This is a genomic window from Candidatus Methanoplasma cognatum, from assembly GCA_009777615.1.
In the GTDB taxonomy this organism is placed as follows: domain Archaea; phylum Thermoplasmatota; class Thermoplasmata; order Methanomassiliicoccales; family Methanomethylophilaceae; genus Methanoplasma; species Methanoplasma cognatum.
The window spans coordinates 22,069-41,970 of sequence record WRLM01000006.1 but is presented as its reverse complement, the minus strand read 5'-3'; the positions used below and the strand labels follow the sequence as shown (position 1 = coordinate 41,970).

Annotated in this window: 11 protein-coding genes; 5 read left to right on the top strand and 6 right to left on the bottom strand. The window is 52.2% G+C overall.

Annotated features, from left to right (window positions below):
* Positions 1 to 149 precede the first annotated feature (149 nt).
* Positions 150 to 10,391 (top strand): hypothetical protein, encoded by a 10,242-nt coding sequence (locus FWG96_06865; GenBank protein ID MCL2032967.1) that lies wholly within the window; start codon positions 150 to 152, stop codon positions 10,389 to 10,391.
* Between the two features lie 156 nt (positions 10,392 to 10,547).
* Here FWG96_06865 and FWG96_06860 read toward each other — a convergent pair whose 3' ends face one another.
* Positions 10,548 to 11,180 (bottom strand): adenylate kinase, encoded by a 633-nt coding sequence (locus FWG96_06860; GenBank protein ID MCL2032966.1) that lies wholly within the window; start codon positions 11,178 to 11,180, stop codon positions 10,548 to 10,550.
* A 105-nt stretch (positions 11,181 to 11,285) separates the two neighbouring features.
* On the opposite strand from FWG96_06860, the gene FWG96_06855 reads away from it, so the two are divergent.
* Positions 11,286 to 12,719: an FAD-binding oxidoreductase gene (locus tag FWG96_06855; GenBank protein ID MCL2032965.1), complete on the top strand. Its 1,434-nt coding sequence runs from the start codon at positions 11,286 to 11,288 to the stop codon at positions 12,717 to 12,719.
* 179 nt (positions 12,720 to 12,898) lie between these two features.
* On the opposite strand, the gene FWG96_06850 is transcribed toward FWG96_06855, so the two are convergent.
* Entirely contained in the window at positions 12,899 to 13,573 is a 675-nt protein-coding gene (locus tag FWG96_06850; GenBank protein ID MCL2032964.1) for a site-2 protease family protein, read from the bottom strand.
* Positions 13,574 to 13,631: 58 nt separating this feature from the next.
* Between FWG96_06850 and FWG96_06845 the strand changes: the two genes are divergently transcribed.
* Positions 13,632 to 15,527 carry a phosphoadenosine phosphosulfate reductase family protein gene (locus tag FWG96_06845; protein ID MCL2032963.1) on the top strand — a complete coding sequence of 632 codons (1,896 nt, stop codon included), beginning with the start codon at positions 13,632 to 13,634 and terminating at the stop codon, positions 15,525 to 15,527.
* Between the two features lie 87 nt (positions 15,528 to 15,614).
* Entirely contained in the window at positions 15,615 to 16,346 is a 732-nt protein-coding gene (locus FWG96_06840; GenBank protein MCL2032962.1) for a hypothetical protein, read from the top strand.
* A gap of 2 nt (positions 16,347 to 16,348) precedes the next feature.
* Here FWG96_06840 and FWG96_06835 read toward each other — a convergent pair whose 3' ends face one another.
* From FWG96_06835 to FWG96_06825, 3 genes are read right to left on the bottom strand one after another with little or no spacing between them, the layout of a single operon-like run.
* The gene (locus tag FWG96_06835; GenBank protein ID MCL2032961.1) at positions 16,349 to 16,777 is read right to left on the bottom strand and encodes a hypothetical protein; all 429 of its coding nucleotides are present in this window, start codon (positions 16,775 to 16,777) and stop codon (positions 16,349 to 16,351) included.
* Positions 16,774 to 17,247: a pyruvoyl-dependent arginine decarboxylase gene (locus FWG96_06830; GenBank protein MCL2032960.1), complete on the bottom strand. Its 474-nt coding sequence runs from the start codon at positions 17,245 to 17,247 to the stop codon at positions 16,774 to 16,776. The genes FWG96_06835 and FWG96_06830 overlap by 4 nt, the downstream gene beginning before the upstream one ends.
* A 6-nt stretch (positions 17,248 to 17,253) precedes the next feature.
* Positions 17,254 to 17,997 (bottom strand): PAC2 family protein, encoded by a 744-nt coding sequence (locus tag FWG96_06825; protein ID MCL2032959.1) that lies wholly within the window; start codon positions 17,995 to 17,997, stop codon positions 17,254 to 17,256.
* A gap of 56 nt (positions 17,998 to 18,053) precedes the next feature.
* Here FWG96_06825 and FWG96_06820 point away from each other — a divergent pair, with 56 nt between their 5' ends.
* Positions 18,054 to 19,328, top strand: a complete 1,275-nt coding sequence (locus tag FWG96_06820) for an insulinase family protein (GenBank protein MCL2032958.1) — start codon at positions 18,054 to 18,056, stop codon at positions 19,326 to 19,328.
* On the opposite strand, the gene FWG96_06815 is transcribed toward FWG96_06820, so the two are convergent.
* The gene (locus tag FWG96_06815) at positions 19,303 to 19,797 is read right to left on the bottom strand and encodes a hydrogenase maturation protease (GenBank protein MCL2032957.1); all 495 of its coding nucleotides are present in this window, start codon (positions 19,795 to 19,797) and stop codon (positions 19,303 to 19,305) included. The two genes, FWG96_06820 and FWG96_06815, sit on opposite strands and share 26 nt — an antisense overlap.
* Positions 19,798 to 19,902 lie beyond the last annotated feature (105 nt).

Here is a 19,902-nt window from a genome sequence, read left to right as displayed (position 1 = left end):
TCTTCCCCAATAAGGATGCCATCGTTCGACCAATGTCGAACTTAATGATTCTGTTATTTATACTGTTAACTCCTACAATTATTCAAGTAGTATGGGGGCAGGCCGTAATTTAGATTCAGGCAGGCCTTTATTAAAAAAGAGGTATCACGATGAAAGGCAAAAAGAGTGTTTTAGTAGTGCTTGCGTTGCTGACAGTATCGCTTGCGCTAGTATCGGTCGCTGTTACTTCCATGTCGGGAGGAGACGGTAGCGGCGAAATGTACGGAAAGAACTTCGGCGGGTCCGGCCAGGATTATTATCAATCAGTAACGGCAGTACCAGGCGGTATTGTCGCCGTTGGGTATTCAGGCGCATTTGGCGACGGAGATTGGACGGGCGTCGAAGGTAAAGGTAAAATCGATGCGATCATCGTGAAGTATGATAACAATGGCAATGTAATATGGAAGAAGAATTTTGGTGGGTCAGATGATGATTATTATTATTCAGTGACGGCAGTGCCCGACGGCATTGTCGCTGTGGGTATTTCATACCAGGACTCATTCGGCAATGGTGATTGGATCGGTGTCGCAGGAAAAGGTTACAACGATGCCATCATTGTAAAATATGACAACAATGGCAATGTATTATGGAAGAAGAATATCGGCGGAACCAACGTTGATTATTATTACTCGGTGGCGGCAGTACCAGACGGCGTTGTCGCCGTAGGTAATTCTAATTCAATGGGTAACGGCGATTGGACCGACATCAAAGGGAAAGGCGGCTATGATGCAATCATCGTGAAGTATGACAACAACGGCAATGTGGTGTGGAAGAAGAACTTTGGCGGGTCAGGCAGCGATTATTATCAATCAGTAACGGCAGTGCCAGACGGCATTGTCGTCGTGGGATACTCGGGCGCATTCGGTATCGGTGATTGGGCCGGTGCTACTGGGAAGGGCGGATGGGATGCAATCATCGTGAAGTATGACAACAATGGCAATGTGGTGTGGAAGAAAAACTTCGGTGGGTCAGGCTATGACTACTATTACTCGGTAACAGCAGTGCCCGACGGCATTGTCGCCGCCGGATACTCCAATGCTTTCGGTGACGGCGACTGGATCGGTTTCGCAGGGAAAGGTAACAACGATGCGACAGTCGTGAAATATGACAACAACGGCAATGTAGTATGGAAGAAGAACTTCGGCGGGCCGGATAACGATATGTATCGTTCAGCGGCGGCAGTACCCGATGGCATAATCCTCGCGGGGCATTCAGGCACACTAGGTGATGGTGATTGGACCGGCGTTGCGGGAAAAGGCGGCGCCGACATGATCCTCGTGAAATATGACAACAATGGCAATGTAGTATGGAAGAGGAACTTCGGCGGGTCAGGTAACGATGCTTGTTTCTCAGTGACAGCGGTACCCGACGGCGTTGTCGCTGCGGGATGTTCTAACGCATTTGATAATGGGGATTGGACAGGCATCGTAGGGAAAGGTAACAATGATGCAATTATCGTGAAGTATTTCGTAACGGCTCCGGCTCCTGTCACGAACATAACGGGGGTGCCTTTGACGGCTACTGCTGGAATTCCTCTGACGCTGACCGGAACCGTGGTCCCTTCCGAAGTTGCATACAAGACCATAACATGGTCTGTTAAGAGTGCTGGGACAACGGGGGCGATCATCAGCGGAAATGTGTTATCCGTAGCAGCGACAGGTACAGTTGTTGTGACAGCCATTGTCGCAAACGGCATCTCGCCCGGCGTAGACTTCGTGAAGGACTTCATCATAGAGGCGGAGTGCGCCTCTGTTCTTTTGGAAGAAATATATAAAAAGAGCTTCGGCGGGTCCGGCCAGGATGAATACCTATCTGTAGCGGCTACACCCGACGGCATTGTCGCTGTGGGATATTCTGGTGCATTTGGCAATGGCGATTGGGCGAGCATCGGAGGGAAAGGCGGCACCGATGCGATAATCGTGAAGTATGACAACAACGGCAACATTGTATGGAAGAAGAGCTTTGGCGGGTCCGGCCAGGATCATTATCGATCGGTGGCAGTAGTATCTGACGGCCTTATTGCCGTTGGATATTCGAGCAAATTTGGCAATGGTGATTGGGCGGGCGTCGCAGGGAAAGACGGCACTGATGCGATAATCGTGAAGTATGACAACAATGGCAACGTTGTATGGAAGAAGAACTTCGGCGGATCCGGCCAGGATTATTATAATTCAGTGACGGCAGTACCCGATGGCGTTGTGGTAGTGGGGTATTCGACTTCTTTTGGCAACGGTGATTGGGCGGGCGTCACAGGGAAAGGCGGCTACGATGCGATCATCGTGAAGTATGACAATAATGGCAATGTAGTGTGGAAGAAGAACTTTGGCGGGTCAAGCGGCGATTATTATCAATCAGTGACGACCGTATCCGATGGTGTTGTCGCCGCGGGATATTCGGAAGCATTTGGTAATGGCGACTGGGCAAGCACCGTAGGAAAAGGTAGCTATGACGCAATCATCGTGAAATATGACAACAACGGCGATGTTGTATGGAAGAAAAACTTCGGTACATCAGGCGGCGATATTTATCAGTCAGTGACGGCGGTACCAGACGGCATTGTGGTAGCGGGGCATTCGACTTCTTTCAGTAATGGCGATTGGGGGGGCGTCGCAGGGAAAGGCGGTTCCGATGCGATCATCGTGAAATATGACAACAATGGCAATGTGGTGTGGAAGAAGAACTTTGGCGGGTCAGGCAGCGATTATTATCGATCAGTAACGACGGTACCAGACGGTGTTGTCGCTGTAGGGTACTCGAGCCTGTTCGGCAATGGCGACTGGACCGGCGTCATGGGGAAAGGTGACGCCGATGCGATCATCGTGAAGTATGACAACAATGGCGACATAGTGTGGAAAGATAATGTCGGCGGGTCAAGCGGCGATTGTTATTATTCAGTAACAGCTATATCTGGCGGCATCGTCGCCGTTGGGTATTCAGACGTATTAGATAACGGGGATTGGACAGGCGTTGCATGGAAAGGTAACAGCGACGCGATCATCGTGAAGTATGGCGTATCGGTTCTGGTTCCTGTCATGGACATAATAGGAGTGTCTTCGGCAGCTACCGCCGGAACGCCTCTGACACTGACCGGAACGGCGGTACCGTCCGATGCTGCGTACAAGACCATAATATGGTCCGTTAAGAGCGCTGGGACAACAGGAGCGACCATCAGCGGCAATATCCTCTTGACAACTGGAGCTGGCAAGGCGGTCATCACAGCGACCATTGCAAACGGTATCGCGCCTGGCATAGACTTCGTGAAGGATTTCATCATAGAGGCGGAGAGCGCAGTTGCTCCATGGGAAGAAATATACAAAAAGAACTTTGGCGGACCCGTCCAGGATGAATACCGATCTGTGGCGGCAACACCCGATGGTGTTGTCGCTGTGGGATATTCTAATAATGTCGGCGACGGTGATTGGGCAGGGGTCCAGGGAAAGGGTAACTATGATGCGATCATTGTAAAGTATGATAACAACGGCAATGTGGTGTGGAAGAATAACTTCGGCGGGTCAAGTACTGATTATTATTACTCAGTGACGGCCGTATTCGACGGCGTTATCGCTGTGGGATATTCATACGCAGGTTCGTTCGGTAACGGGGATTGGGCGGGTGTCGCCGGGAAAGGCGGCGCCGACGCGATCATTGTGAAGTATGACAACAACGGCAATGTTGTATGGAAAAAGAACTTCGGCGGATCTGGCAGTGAATACTATCTTTCAGTGATTACCGTATCCGATGGCGTTGTCGCCGCGGGATATTCAGATACATTTGGCAATGGAGATTGGGCGGGCGTCGCCGGGAAAGGCGGCGCCGACGCGATCATTGTGAAGTATGACAACAACGGCAATGTTGTATGGAAAAAGAACTTCGGCGGGTCAGGCGGCGATTATTATCAATCGGTGACGGCAGTGTCCGATGGTTTTGTCGCCGCGGGGTATTCTAGCGCATTCGGTAGCGGAGATTGGGCGGGCGTCGGCGGTAAAGGCGGCAACGACGCGATCATCGTGAAGTATGACAACAACGGCAATGTTGTATGGAAAAAGAACTTCGGCGGGTCGGCCGGCGATGTTTATCAATCGGTGACGGCAGTGTCCGACGGCATAGTTGCAGTTGGGTACTCGTATTTATTTGGGAATGGAGATTGGATCGGCGTCGGCGGTAAAGGCGGCATTGATGCTATCATCGTGAAATATGACAACAACGGTAATGTTTTGCTGAAGAAGAACTTCGGCGGAATCGGCGATGATTATTATCGGTCAGTGACGGCAGTGTCGGATGGTATTGTCATCGCTGGGCATTCTAGCTCATTTGGGAATGGAGATTGGGTCGGCGTCACTGGGAAAGGCGGCGCCGACGCGATCATTGTGAAGTATGACAACAACGGCAATGTTGTGTTGAAGGAGAACTTCGGCGGGTCAGGCCATGATTATTATCAATCAGTGACGGCAGTACCGGGCGGCATTGTCGCAGGAGGATATTCAGAAACATTCGGTAACGGCGACTGGGCAGGCACCGCAGGGAAAGGAGGCTCCGATGCGATTATCGTAAAGTATGGCGTAACGGTTCTGGCTTCCGTCGTGGACATAACAGGAGTGTCTTCGATAGCTGCCGCCGGAACACCTCTGACACTAACCGGAATGGTAGTACCATCCGATGCAGCGAACCAGGCCATAGTATGGTCTGTTAAGAATGCCGGAACAACGGGAGCTACGATCAGCGGAAATGTATTATCTACAACAGCGGCAGGCACAGCAGTCGTGACTGCCACCATCGCAAACGGCATCTCGCCCGGCGTAGACTTCGTGAAGGATTTCAGCATCTCTTGCTCCTCCGACAAATACAGGGTAGAGGCCTCTATGACCCTGGGCGGCACCGGAGTGCTGTGGAGGACCAGCACACTGGTCGATCAGGGAACGAGCTTTGAATGCGAAGCCAGATCCTTTGAAGGATATACCTTTATCGGATGGTATGAGGGGAACACCTTACTGTCCGCGTCCCAGCTGTACTCTTTCACAGTCAGTAAAGATATCACAATAGAAGGAAGATTATCGGCAACAACACAAAATGTTCCAGTCACAGATATAACCGGGGTCCCAGCAACGGCTGTCGCCGGAACACCTCTGACTCTGGCAGGGACGGCATCTCCGAATAACGCAACAAACAAGATCATAACATGGTCTGTCAAGAGCGCTGGGACAACGGGAGCGGCCATCAGCGGCAGTACTCTTTCCACTACGGGAACCGGCACGGCGGTCATTACTGCGACCATCGCAAACGGCACCGCGCCCGGCGTAGACTTCGTGAAAGATTTCACCATCTCTTTCTCCGGGTACTGGGTAGAGATCTACATCACTCCAGGCGATGCCGGGACCTTGAACGTTTATTACAATAACGAAAACCAGGAGAACAGCGGATGGGTCGCCGCCGGAACTGAGATCGATTGCGCAGTTGCGCCGGGTAACGGATGGACCTTTGATGGATGGTATATGGGAGGCACCGATTTCCAGTGGTCTGTAAGCACTTGGCATACTTTCACAGTCAACGGAGATATCGCGATCGAGGGAAGATTATCGGCGTTACCGACGTTGATCCCCGTCACGGATATAATTGAGGTGCCTTCTGCGGCAGCCGCAGGGATACCTCTGACTCTGACAGGAGCAGCGGTCCCCTCCAACGCCACGCACAAGGATATTGTATGGACAATCAAGAGCGCTGGAACAACGGGAGCAGCGATTTCAGGGAACATCCTATCCGCGACCGCCGGCGGCACGGTTACCGTTACGGCAACCATAGCCAATGGCGTAGCCGTAGGCACACCATACACAAAGGACTTCACGATCACAGTGGCGGCACCAGTGATTCCCGTCATGGACATTGCCGGCGTCCCCGCAACGGCTGTCGCAGGGATACCTCTGACCCTGGCCGGAACAGTGTCTCCGAATAACGCCACGAATAAGACCATAATGTGGTCTGTCAAGAATGCAGGGACAACGGGAGCGACCATCAGCGGCAGTACTCTATCCACCACGGGAACCGGCACGGCAGTCATTACAGCTACCGTCGCAAACGGCACCGCACCAGGTGTAGACTACGTGAAGGATTTCACCCTCACTTTAGGCGGGTACCGGGTAGAGATTTATGTCTCCCCGGTCAATGCGGGAATACTGTCGGCTGTTTTCAGTGGCGCAAATCAAGTAGCGACCACCGAGTCAGCGATCGTTGGCTGGGCCACCGCCGGAACGAGAATTGACTTTGTAGTTACGCCGGACGAGGGATGGGTCTTTGATGGATGGTATTGCGAAGGGGCCAATATGTTCCAAGGCGGATGGCCCGTACAAAATACTGGTAGTATTATGGTCAATGGAGATATCACGATCGAGGCAAGGTTATCGGTAGCGACAGCAAACACTGTTCCAGTTACAGATATCGCCGGCGTTCCCACAGCGGCTGTCGCCGGGACGCCTCTCACCCTGACCGGAACGGTGGTCCCCGCCGATGCGACAAACAAGGCCATATCATGGTCAGTTAAGAGTCCCAGTTCAACAACGGGAGCATCCATCAGCGTAAACGTATTATCCACAACAGCGGCAGGCACAGTCGTCGTGACGGCCACCATTGCCGACGGCGTAGCCGTTGGCACACCATACACAAAGGACTTCACGATCACAGTGGCGGCACCAGTGATTCCTGTCATGGACATCACAGGCGTTCCCACAGAGTCTGTCGCCGGGACGCCTCTGACCCTGACCGGAACGGTGGCCCCGTCAAACGCCACGTTCCAGACCATATCATGGTCCATTAAGAACTATGGTACAACCGGAGCGACGATTAATGGTAACATCCTCTCGACGACCGGATCGGGAACGTTGACCGTGACGGCCACGATTGAAAAAGGCAATGCGGACGGTACGTCATATGTGCAGGATTTCATTATAGAATCAAGGGACAACCTTGCCCCATTGGATGAAATTTATAGAAAGAATTTCGGAAGTTCAGGTAATGATATTTATCAGTCGGTAACGGCGATACATGATGGTGTTATCGCCGTTGGATATTCGGCCACATTCAACTCCGGCGACTGGGCGGGCATAACGACAAAAGGCAGCCAAGACGCGATCATCGTGAAGTACGATAACGACGGCAATGTGGTATGGAAGAAGAACTTTGGCGGGAACGGCATAGATGCATATAATTCAGTTACAGCGGTACCGGGCGGCGTTATCGCTGTCGGGTATTCAGCCACGATTGGTAACGGCGATTGGGCGGGCGTAACAGGTAAGGGCAACCAAGATGCGATTATTGTTAAGTATGATAACGACGGCAATGTGGTGTGGAAGAAGAACTTCGGTGGTTCGGGCATCGACACTTATCAGTCGGTAACGGCGGTACCTGACGGCGTTGTCGCCGTCGGGTATTCAGCCACATTCAATTCCGGCGACTGGGCGGGCATAACGACAAAAGGCAGCCAAGACGCGATCATCGTGAAGTACGACAACGACGGCAACGTGGTGTGGAAGAAGAACTTCGGTGGTTCGGGCATCGACACTTATCAGTCGGTAACGGCGGTACATGACGGTGTTATCGCTGTTGGATATTCAGCCACATTCAATTCCGGCGACTGGGCGGGCATAACGACAAAAGGCAGCCAAGACGCGATCATCGTGAAGTACGACAACGACGGCAATGTGGTATGGAAGAAGAACTTTGGCGGGAACGGCATAGATGCATATAATTCAGTGACAGCGGTACCGGGCGGCGTTATCGCTGTTGGGTATTCCAATGCATTCGGCAATGGAGATTGGACAGGTGTCACCGGAAAAGGAAACTACGATGCAATCATCGTGAAGTACAATAACGATGGCAATGCGGTGTGGAAGAAGAACTTCGGTGGTTCCGGCGTTGATTATTATTACTCAGTGATGGCCATACCTGGTGGTGTTGTCGCCGTTGGGTATTCAGCCACATTCAATTCCGGCGACTGGGCGGGCATAACGACAAAAGGCAACCAGGATGCTATTATCGTGAAGTACGGCGTAGTTGTACCTGTAACGAGCATATCGGAAGTGCCTTCGGCGGCTGTCGTCAGAACGCCTCTGACTCTTACTGGAACGGTGGACCCGTCAGACGCCACGTTCCAGACCATATCATGGTCTGTACGAGGACTTACCGGAGCGACCATAAGCGGAAACACATTATCCACAACCACATCGGGCATAGCCATAGTGACGGCCACGATCGCATATGGCGCCGGCGGCGGTATGCCATATGCACAAGAGTTCACAATCAGAGTGGAACCGGTGCCAGTGACGAATATCACAGGAATTCCGACAACGGCAACAGCGGGAACACAGCTGACCCTGATTGGAACAGTGGAACCCACCAACGCAACGAACAAGACCATCGCTTGGGAGGTCAAGTATCCGGGAACTACTGGGGCGACGATCACTAACACCAACAGACTCAATACGACCGGAGTCGGTACGGTGACCGTTACGGCCACTATAACCGACGGTGCTGCAATCGGTGAACCATATACACAGGACTTTGACATCGTCATGACGCCTGTATATGTGACGGGCATCACCGGAGTTCCGCAAGTGACGGTGGCGGGAATATCGCTGCGTCTGACCGGAACGGTGGCCCCCTCCAACACCACATACAAGACCATAAACTGGTATGTCAAGGACAAGGGAACTACGGGGGCAACCATCATCGGCAACACCCTTTGGACGAGTGGATCCGGCAAAGTGATCGTCACAGCCACCATAGAGAACGGTAGCGCGACAGGTGACTTCACACAGGATTTCACCATCCAATGCTATACAATAAAGGTTTATACCACTCCCAGTGAGGTTGGTGATGCGGGAGGTTTACGGATTATAGGTGGCTGGGTCAATGACGGAAACTCAGGGTATTACGAGTTCGATTGCGTAGTTTCGAATAACACATTAAATGCAGGATGGGTCTTTGAAGGATGGTATCGGATTGATATGGGGGGTGAACAGTGGGCTACAACTCCATGGCTCCCCACTTTCAATGTCAACAGGGATATGATAATCGAGGGGAGATTTTCACATCCGGCGTATTTCACGGTCACAACGCAAAATTCAACGCCTACAGTCATTACAATGACACCAACCAATAGTAATGACGAAATCAGCCAAAGGATTTGGACGATTAGCGACACTAATGGAAATATACTGTACAATAGCACATCTGATTGGGGCGCCAGTTATGATTATGGCTCAATAGGTGCTTTTATAATCAGACATACTATAACTCTCATCAACCTAAATGGATATTATGAGCTGTCATACGAAACTTATTATTGGGCCAACCCAACCTTTACATGGACTTATGCAAATAGCTTACTTACTCCTAATAGAGAAGTGGAAATTAATAATGTTCGATTATTAATAAACAATGGTACTGCACGAATGGATGTTCCTCAGATGTCTTTAAGGTGGTATGAAGAAGCGTTAAATACAGAAATAAAAAGATCGCCCCATTATGATGATTTGAACACCTATATAAGATCCGATGATCAAATAATAAGAGACATAGCAAGAGCGTTTAATGAAATCACCGATGGCTGGAGGGACGTTGATCGCATTAATTTCGTACTAAGGTTTGTTCAAAATATCCCTTATGACAACGAAGAAGGCGACCACATAACGCCAGATTATTGGAGGTTGCCAGCAGAGACCCTCACAGAAAATATAGGCGACTGCGAGGACCACGTACTCCTTTTCGTATCTTTGATTGGAGCAATGAATTACAGATATGTGATACATTGGGTAGAGGTTTTGCATAATGATGGTTCAGTTGGTATTCATCTTACGGCTGGCGTTGCGCTAAACCCCAATGTAGCTGGCAGACTCCCCACGAATTACGATGGGACTGATTACTATTATTGTGAAGCAACATGGAATCGCTGGGAACTAGGAGAACAGCCCGAAAATAGTACAATTGTTAGAACTTGGGGGAATAACGGCTGGCATGTTGTAGGGTATGAAGGATATTGGACTCATGTACCTGTTGTGGAGTTAAATGGCAAACTCTATTATGCGGGATTAAGCGGCAAACCGTGTGAAGTGGTAGATGTAGAAGGTAGACAACTCGTGTTTGTGGAATTTGATGACAGAACTGTGTGGATAAGGGCAGATTATGTGATATCTGCGGTATTAAACGGTACGACATATGAAGGAGTGGTTTCAGGCGGAACAGTCTATAAAGTATCGGCGATAAACGTAACACGCCATGCGTCGCTCACGTCAGACGATGGTACAAGATATGTTTTTGAGTTAAACAGCTTTCTCCATGCGGAGTACTCTATGGAGGTGAGTTAAGTTAATGGCACACTCTATTGGGGCGTTGATGATAATCAACACACCCTAAAAGGTCGTCGAACAGGGATGTACTATCGCAATATTGCCCAAACTAGACATCAGTAGGCTTACGGATACAGACTCCTCATTTCAATAAGGGGCTCGCCACAGCACGCATCAGAGGACTGTTTCCTTAACCTTCTCGAATATCCCGTCAATGTCCCCGGTGCCTCTGACGGTCCGGAGCTTTCCCCTTTTTTCGTAGTATTCGATGAGGGGCATCGTGTTCCTGCGGTATACGTTCAGCCTGTTGACGACAGTCTCCTCTTTATCATCATCTCTGTGGTAGAGTTCCGAGCCGCATTTATCGCATATCCCCGATTCCGCCGGCGGGTTGTAGTCTAGGTGGTATACGGCATTGCATTTCGGGCACGAGCGCCTTTTCGTGAGTCTGTTGACCAATTCCGCATCATCGACGTCAAGGTTCAGAGCAAGGTCCACGTCTATCCGCTCGCCGAGAGCATCGGCCTGTTCCACTGTCCTTGGGAAACCGTCGAATATCACTCCCGTTCCGTCGCCTAGGGATGCGATCTTCTCCATCATGAGGTTGATTATCAGATCGTTCGGGACAAGCGCGCCGCTGTCCATGTATCCTTTCGCTTTGATCCCGAGCGGCGTTCCGTTCCTTGCGGCCTCTCTGAGCATGTCCCCTGTGGAAAGTCTTACGAACCCAAATTCCCCGCCGAGCATCTCGCCCTGAGTGCCTTTGCCCGATCCGGGGGGGCCTAAGAGGATGATCTTTGTTTTCATATCCAAGCGATTCATTCAATCTTTAAAAGGCTATTTCCTCACCGTATCGTATTCAATATGAATGTTTTATAACCCATCAGATGGATGTGGGTTGTCGGTGTTTAAATGGAACAGAGAATAATAGACAGCATCGAGAAGATCGTAGGCAAGGAGGGGTACTCGACTAGGTCCGCGGACCTGTACACTTACGGCTTTGATGCGTCGATTTTCCGCAACAGTCCCGATATCGTAATTCAGCCGAGGACCACCGAACAGGTCTCGGAGATAATGAAGATCGCCAACAGAGAGAAGATCCCGGTCGTGCCGAGAGGCGCCGGAACAGGATTGTGCGGGTCCGCCGTGCCGATAAAAGGCGGCATAGTAATGGCCATGCAGAGGATGAACAAAGTGAAGAAGGTAAGCGTGGCGGACCTCTGGGTCGATGTCGAACCCGGGATAAACTACAATGACCTTAACGACGAACTGGCGAAATACGGATTCTTCTTCCCCCCCGCCCCCGGATCTGCCGAGGCATGTCAGATCGGAGGGATGGTCGCTCTCAACGCATCGGGTATGAGAGCGGTGAAATACGGCGCGACGAGGGATTATGTTCTTGGCCTCACATACGTCAAAGCCGACGGAGAGATAGTGCGCGCCGGAACCAGGACGATCAAAGACGCCTCAGGGTACCAGCTGGCGAGGCTGATGTGCGGCTCCGAAGGGACGCTGGGTATAATCACTGAGATAACATTGAAACTGACCACCAAACCAAAGAAGTCTGCTTACTGCCTGTGTACCTTCAACAGCATACATGACGCAGGTAACTGCATAGCGAAACTTATTGCAAGGCCGATGATCCCCGCATCCTGCGAACTCATGGACAGCATAAGCATAAAAGCGGTGAACAAAGCAAGGGGCAACCCGGTGCCTGATTGTGAGGCGCTGTGCATCTTTGAAGCCGACGGGGAGACCGACGAGGTAGTGAGCAGGGATCTGAAGATCATCGAGGAGGTCGCCAAAGAGACAGGCGCGGTAACGATCACCCCCTCCTATGACCAGAAGCAGATAGACGCCTGGACCGACGCCAGGAAATCGATCATGGCGGCGTTATCGGCGCTTAAGCCGGGACACTCATCGGTGTCGCTGGCGGACGACATGGGCGTCCCCATCTCGAATGTGCCTGAAGCCGTGAAGGCGTTCCAGGAGATCGCGGATAAGTATAGGGTGACCATCGCAACCTACGGTCACGCGGGCGACGGCAACCTGCATACGAAGATACTCATAGACCCCACTGACACAGACGAGTGGGAAAGAGCGGTGAAGGCCACCGACGAGATATTCGATGTCTGCATCGATCTTGGAGGGACGGTCACCGGCGAGCACGGCGTGGGGATAGCGAAAGCGCCTAAGTACATGAGGGAGAGGGCTTCTGAACTCTCGTCGATCATTGCGATAAAGAAGGCGATGGATCCCAACAACATCCTGAACCCGGGAAAGCTGGAACAGTGGGAAGGATCGATACTGACGAACCTGAGGTACCCCTGCGAAGAGTATATGTAAACTCCTTGCAAACCTTTCATTCCGGCCTCTGTGCAGTCTGCACGGAGGCCGCTTATGTTTTTCAGACTATGCTTCGTCTTTCAGCGCCATTCTCTAATCGTGATTTATCTAATCGTTATTATGATCGGTAATCCCGACTCCTGACAGAATGTTCAAAGGGGGGTCTCTGACTTATCCCCTTATAATAAGAGGTAGAGCCACACGACCGCAAGTTCCGCAGCGCCGACCAAGGCAGCAGCTACATATATCGGTACGTTCCAGGCAACGATCTTAGATCCGTCGAAGGGAGGAACGGGGATCATATTGAACAGACCCAGGAATGCGTTGAGGTTGGCGAGCATGAATATGACATATGCCAGAGGTCCGGGCTCTAACGCAAGGAAGACCACGATCGCAACAGCCGCGATAACGAAGTTGACCGCAGGCCCTGCGAGGCTGATCTTTCCGTTCATTCTCCTATCTATGTGCCCTCTTATGTAAACTGCACCCGGCGCGGCGAACAGGAATCCAAAGACGGATGAGATTATCAGCGCCATCACCAAACCGTAGGGGTATGCCCTGAACTCGGACCATGCGTTGTATCTCTGGGCGACGAATTTGTGTCCGAGCTCGTGGAAAAGGAAACTGCAGATGACCAATATCGCAGATATTCCTATGATGATGAGGGTATTCGTTGTCTGGTCCGAATCAAAATCCAGCCCCTCTCTTCTCATCATAACAAAAGAGTATGCGATTGAAAGAACGGCTATTGCAGCGGCAATGTGAATGATCTCTGTCTTACTGAAACTGATCTTACCCCTTACGGGCCGATAGCCCGGGTCTACTCTTCTCAGGCCGTCAGCGGCATCCCTCATGATTTCCGCATTAGTGTCATTGTTTATAAATGTGCATAGGATTGAGAATCAGAGGAAAATGGCACAGAACATCGCACACGGGAAGGTCGAGAAAAGATGGTGCGACGGATGCGGAACGCTGATCTTCGGAAAGGGATGCTCATTCTGCGGTTCTGAAGGAAGGAGCTTCGAGATAAACAGCCCCGGGGACATAAGGCCCTGTATGGGCGACAGCATCGGCGTCATAAGCCGCCTGTTCAAAGACTCTTTCGGAACGGACGAGCCGATATCCGGCAGAATGATGTTCTTCAACAAGATCCCCGGCGAGGACAGGTCCGATGAGATCATCGCTCACGGAGAGGTAATCGGGACCGTAAGGTTCGATCTGAAGGAGAGCGTCCTCCGTCTGGATCTCAGGCAGGCGGGGGCGGACATCTTTGCCGGGGCGGCGACGAAGAACCTGGTAAGCATAGGCAACATATCCGGGCATCTGAAGGGAAAGACGGTGGCCGGAGAGGATATCACCGGATCGGCGGGCGAGTTCTCCGCAGGCGACCCCCTCATAGTCAGAAAAGGGAAAAAGGCGGGTCCGGGGACAGCACTGGCAGACAGCGACAGTATCGCAACGGCGGAAAGGGCGGTCAAGATAAAGGATCTGGATCCGTCATGGGGCAGACCCATGTCCCCGCCGTCGGGCAGGGAAGAGCTCATAAGGTCCAACAAGGAACACCTGGAAAGCATAGAGAGTAAAGGGGTCAGCGACATCAGGTCGTTCGTATCGAAGAAGGATGTTCCGGTGACGGTCTCTTTTTCGGGAGGAAAGGACTCCCTTGCCGCATACGGCGTGGCGTCCAAAGCGCTGGACGATCTGACCCTTATTTTCATTGACACGGGATTGGAGTTCCCGGAAACGGCAGAGTATGTAGACAGGTTCGTGGAAGATAACGACCTGAAACTCCTCAAAGCGTCGGCTGGAAATGCGTTCTGGGACAATGTGGATACATTCGGACCTCCGGCAAAAGATTTCAGATGGTGCTGCAAAGCCTGCAAGCTCGGCCCCGTTACGGAGCTGATATCGAAGGAGTTCCCGAAAGGAACCGTCACCATTGAGGGCAACCGTATGCTGGAATCCTTCTCCAGATCAGACATCGGGTTCGTGTCCAAGAATCCCTTTGTTCCGAACCAGACCAACCTGAACCCGGTAAGGGAATGGTCAGCGGCGGAGATATGGGGATATATCTGGATGAGAGGCCTGAGCTACAATCCTCTTTATGACAGGGACCTTGAGAGGATAGGGTGCTACCTGTGCGCCTCCTCCCTTGCAAGCGAGTGGAAGAATACGGAGAGGACGCACCCCGATATGTACGCCAAATGGGAGGGGTACCTCCGCAGATATGCCGAGTCGAAAGGTCTCCCGAAAGAGTTCGCGGACATGGGATTCTGGAGATGGAAGGTCCTCCCTCCAAAGATGATCCAGATAGCAAAGGAAATGGATCTGGATATGAGGCCGAAGAAGAGCGCCGGACCCTCCGTGAAGATGATGAAGGGGGCATCCCCATGCGCCGCCGGCGGATACTCTATGGAAGCGGTGATCGACGTCCCGTCGAAAAGGGACTTCGCGTACGTGGAGGATGCTTTAGGCGTCATAGGGGACGTCAAGTATTCCCCCGAGTTTGAGATAGCTCTCCTGAAAACGAACAGCGGAAGATCGAAGCTATTCGGCGGAGGACAGATATCCGTCACCGCCGGCACGAAGAAGGATGCCGAGGCCTTGTTCGAGAGGACGGCAAAGGCGCTGATACGGGCGGAGATGTGCACCGAGTGCGGGATATGCGCGAAAGGATGTCCTAAGAACGCCGTGACGATAAAAGGGGGCTTCAAGGTCGACCGGAAGAGATGCATCAGATGCGGGAAGTGTGAGAGGTCCTGTATGGTGGTGCATTACTACGACCGCATCCGGGCGGAGCAAAGGTAAAGGAAGGGCTAGGGCCGGACGCCCTCTTTGTTCAACGCAGTTCTGAGCGCAACAAAGGTTATTATTCAGCCTGCGTATGTACAACGGATGGATGTCATACTGTATGCGGCGGGAATAATGGCCTTCGCTCCGACCCTGATACTGATGTATGCTGTGCTTAGAAAGTACACCTACCCGGCGGTCGAGCAGCCGTTCTTCAGCGATCCGGCGTTCTTTTCGCTTTTCGTAGTGGGGTTGATAGCGGGTACGTTGCTTTTCGCCTTCTACACATATCTGATGAGTCCTCCGAGCATGATCTATATGATACTGTTCGCCGCCGTACAATGTCTCGCGATGGTCGCAGTCATGAATCTTAAAAGGTTCCACGGCAAATCCGATTCGGTCTTTTACGGCTACGGTCTGGGTCTGGGGATGGGGTGCACGATGGCCTTCGGCACGATATACTATTTCGGAACCCTCGGGACCGTGCTCACGGGAGAGGGTGCGTCCATAAGCGTCGGAGATTACCTGTGGTTATTTCTGATGGCATTATCCTACATACTGATCCTGTCCGGAATAGGCACCACGGTCGGAGAAGGTATCGCCAGACGGAAGCCCATGGAGTTCGCTCTGCAGAGCATGTTCGTCAATGTGGTGTTCATTATGGTCCTGTATGCGGCCTATACGTCCGAAAGTGAGATAATGCTTTACGCATGCTTCATTCTGGCATTGATCGTGGCGGCGGTTTATTTCTATTACACAATGTATGTGAAGCTGTCCCGCGTCGTAAGGGACGTCCTAAGGATGGAAGGCAAAACAAGGAAGGATGTCCCTAAGTGACGTCAGGCGCTGTACCTTCCGTACCTCACTTCCCGCACAAGACAGAGTTCCAGCATGGCGCTCAACAGCTTCTCCGCGTTCTTTTCATCGATCTTCTCAATGTCCTCCAGCGTGAATGTGCCGTACAGGTCCGTCAGGCCCTTTGAGACCAATGTCATCTTCTCCTGCAGGTCTTTGCAGGCCTCATATCTGTAGATGATCGTGGAGAGCGGATCGGGGTCTGCCCCCGTTCTTTTCTTTTCGGGAATGCCGATATGATGCGTCCGCATAAGCGCGTCCCTGACGACACTCTGGTCTTTGTTCTCGAAGATCACTCTGAGGCCTTTGTGCTCTTCCGTTCCGCTACAGTACGGGCATATCGAGGACGACGACGAACGGTCGATGATCCGCCGGCGCCGGCATTTGCTGCAGGAGATTATGGCGTATGTCATCTGTACTCTGTGAAGACAAGCGCCGCCAGACAGCATCCGTACATGCCTTCCGGGACCTCCATCTCTTCTATTAAAAAATGGGTCTCTTCAAAAGCCGCTTCACGGACCTTCGACATCTCTTCGACCCTCTTTTCCAGTTCTATCCTCAGGCTCTTCCCGGATCCGTGCAGGTGCCCTTCCGCGACGTATCCTCCCTTTCCGTCCTTCCTGCGGGCGTAGGCGATGCCCGCCGAAATGACCTCTTCGCCCCTTCCCCTCATCTGGGACATTACGCAGTGGGTGACCGCACCCATCGGTATCTCAACACGATCGATCATCACCGCACCATCCGGTATCACCGACGATACGGCGACCAGATTCTGCTCGCAGATACCGGCGGACATTAGCGCCCGGTCGAATGCGTTGAGGCCGGATATACCGCTCGCCGCCTTTCCGGACGTGACGAAATATTTGGTCGGGATAAGTTGCAAAGAGGATCACCCGTAAAGTTGCTGGATATCCTTGGGCGCAACGTCATACCCGTATTCCTGCTGCTGTTTGATCTTGCTCTCGATCTCTTCCGCCTCTTTGTACAGCGGTTCCGCATCTATCGCTAGCTCCGGCATGATCTTGGAAAGGGGCTCAAGTATCCTCGCCGCCGATCTGGGGTCCGGCAACGCGGGATTGGCGGGACACAGCATGGCGATGACGTCCATGTTCGAATAGAACGCCTCGTAGAGCATGACTCCGGTCAATCCTCTCACTAATCCATCGTTCAGCATCTTCAGCCCGAGCCCTTCTATCCTTTCTTTGGAGGCCGCCGACGACCCGCAGGCGAATATGTTCATATTCTCTTCGAACTGCGGTATCCCCTCAAGCGCTATCACGCTGGTTATGCCCATCTCTTTGAACAGACCCATAAGGGTCGCGTTAAGGTCGTAGTACTGTTCCGGCCTGAGCGTGATCTCGGAGGTCACGATGACCAGGTCTCCGCAGTCGGCCGAAGTATTCTCCCTCCTGCACCCGTACACTCTTACCGGCGGATACGGATTCCCGTTCTGGATCAGTGTGTACGGAGGGAAATCCGGGGATGTGATCGCCGCCACAACCTCCATGTCCAGCTCCCTGATCGCAAAGCTTGTGAGTATCGAACCGACAAGACCTATCCCCGGCAGACCCACTATCGCGGTGGGGTTATCGTACTTTTGTTCGGAGTACCTTATTATCTTCATCTCCGTCATGATACCTGCCGTAGTGATTGTGAATGTATAATTACTCGCACAATCATCCCGCGGGCATGAGCGGGAAGAACATTTTTTTTGAGAAGACCTCAGGTGGGATACCTGTGCTTATTGAGAAGATCCCCGGGTGCGAGAGCGCGGGATATATGGTGGGAGTGCGCACCGGTTCCAGGGACGAGTCCGAAAATGTGATGGGCATATCGCACCTTTTGGAGCATGTTGTGTTCAGAGAGACAAAGAACAGGTCGTCCTATCAAATGGCGAAGGAGATGGAAGGCGCCGGCGGCGAGATGAACGCGTTCACGGGAAAAGAGATGACCGCCTTCTACGGAGTGACGATAAAGGAGACGAAGGATGTCGCCAAGGATACGGTCTCCGATGTGGTGGTCAATCCCCTCATCAACGAAAATGACGTCGAACTCGAGAAGAAGATCGTCATCCAGGAACTGAGCATGATCGAGAACGAACCGGAAACGTATATCCACGACGTCTTCTCGGCGAACATATGGAGGGGCCACCCCCTGTCTCAGGACGAAGGAGGTACCGTCGAGATAGTGAAAGGGTTATCTTCCGAGGACCTCAGGGAGTATTATGAAGAAAGGTACGGCATACCGAACATCTCGGTATTCGCCGCCGGCGCAGTCGAGATGAAGGAGGTCCTCTCGTGGGCGGAGGAGAAGTTCGACGGTCTTTCCGGCAAAAAGAAGATAGAAAGAGAAAGGCCGGCCGCCCCGAAGACGGGATACAGTTTCAGGAAGAACAATTCTGAGCACTATCATGTTGCGATGGGGTTCCCCGCCTATGACCCAGACCATAAGGACAGGGCGCCGCTTACGCTGCTTAGCGCGGTCCTGGGCTCCGGGATGAGCTCAAGGCTGTTCCAGGAGGTCAGAGAGAAGAAGGCGCTCGTTTACTCCATATACAACATGGTGGAACAGCGTTCCGACGCCGGAGCGCTGTGCACATGCATGTCATCCACCGACGGAAATGTGATCGAGAGCATGGAGACGACCGCGAAGGTCTACAGGGATGTGAGGGACAATGGATTCGGGAAAGGGGAGCTGGAGAGAACGAAGAACCTGATCAAAGGCGCGCTGGTGAGGTCCATGGAATCGACCGAACACCGTATGTATATGCTTGGAAGGGATTTCCTGCTCAACGGTAAGTACCTTTCCCTCAGCGACCGTCTGAAAGCTATATCCGGTGTAACGGAGGAGGACGTGATGAGGGTCGCTTCGGACGTCATCAGAGGCTCAACTCTGAACGTCTCCGTGCTGGGAAGGAAGAATAAGGAGATCGAGAAGTTCAATAACTCGGATCTGGATCTCTGAATCCGGCAAGCAGGTGGAGGACGGCGTTCTTTGCCGGATCTACGGCCGCCGCAACCTTAGGGGTCATCTCTTCGCTGACCGTCCGGAGGTCCGCAACCTCTATCGCGACGAATTTGATCACCGCAGGCATAACGCTGTTGTCCATCTGTCTCCCCATCTTTATCGCGGTAGCTAGGTTGACATCATGCGCCGGAACGTCCGCCACGGTGCAGTCAAAGCTTTCCGGGTCGAAGATGAGCACGGTGCCCGGTTCATATTCCCCGGTCTGTATGGCGTCCACGATCACCGCGTACCTGTATCCGGAGACCATAGGGATTATATCCAGTCCGCCAACGGCCTCCTGCAGCGTATCCACATCAGGCAGTCCCAGCGCTTCGACGGCCTCCGATACCTTGAGCCCGACGGCGTCATCGCACATGATCGGACTTCCAAGGCCGATAACAACTATCCTATCTGCAAGCTTCGCCACATCCACCTTAAATCTGTCTTCTTTATTATTGGTTGCTATGTGAATGAGGCCCCTTAAAAAACAAAATTTTATTAAGGGAGCATATTAGGCAAAAATTGTCAATAA

Bases quoted from the DNA above. Each gene is read 5' to 3' on its own strand.
- FWG96_06865 (MCL2032967.1), top strand. From the start codon at position 150: ATGAAAGGCAAAAAGAGTGTTTTAGTAGTGCTTGCGTTGCTGACAGTA.
- FWG96_06860 (MCL2032966.1), bottom strand. From the start codon at position 11,180: ATGAAAACAAAGATCATCCTCTTAGGCCCCCCCGGATCGGGCAAAGGC.
- FWG96_06855 (MCL2032965.1), top strand. From the start codon at position 11,286: ATGGAACAGAGAATAATAGACAGCATCGAGAAGATCGTAGGCAAGGAG.
- FWG96_06850 (MCL2032964.1), bottom strand. From the start codon at position 13,573: ATGAGGGATGCCGCTGACGGCCTGAGAAGAGTAGACCCGGGCTATCGG.
- FWG96_06845 (MCL2032963.1), top strand. From the start codon at position 13,632: ATGGCACAGAACATCGCACACGGGAAGGTCGAGAAAAGATGGTGCGAC.
- FWG96_06840 (MCL2032962.1), top strand. From the start codon at position 15,615: ATGGATGTCATACTGTATGCGGCGGGAATAATGGCCTTCGCTCCGACC.
- FWG96_06835 (MCL2032961.1), bottom strand. From the start codon at position 16,777: ATGACATACGCCATAATCTCCTGCAGCAAATGCCGGCGCCGGCGGATC.
- FWG96_06825 (MCL2032959.1), bottom strand. From the start codon at position 17,997: ATGACGGAGATGAAGATAATAAGGTACTCCGAACAAAAGTACGATAAC.
- FWG96_06820 (MCL2032958.1), top strand. From the start codon at position 18,054: ATGAGCGGGAAGAACATTTTTTTTGAGAAGACCTCAGGTGGGATACCT.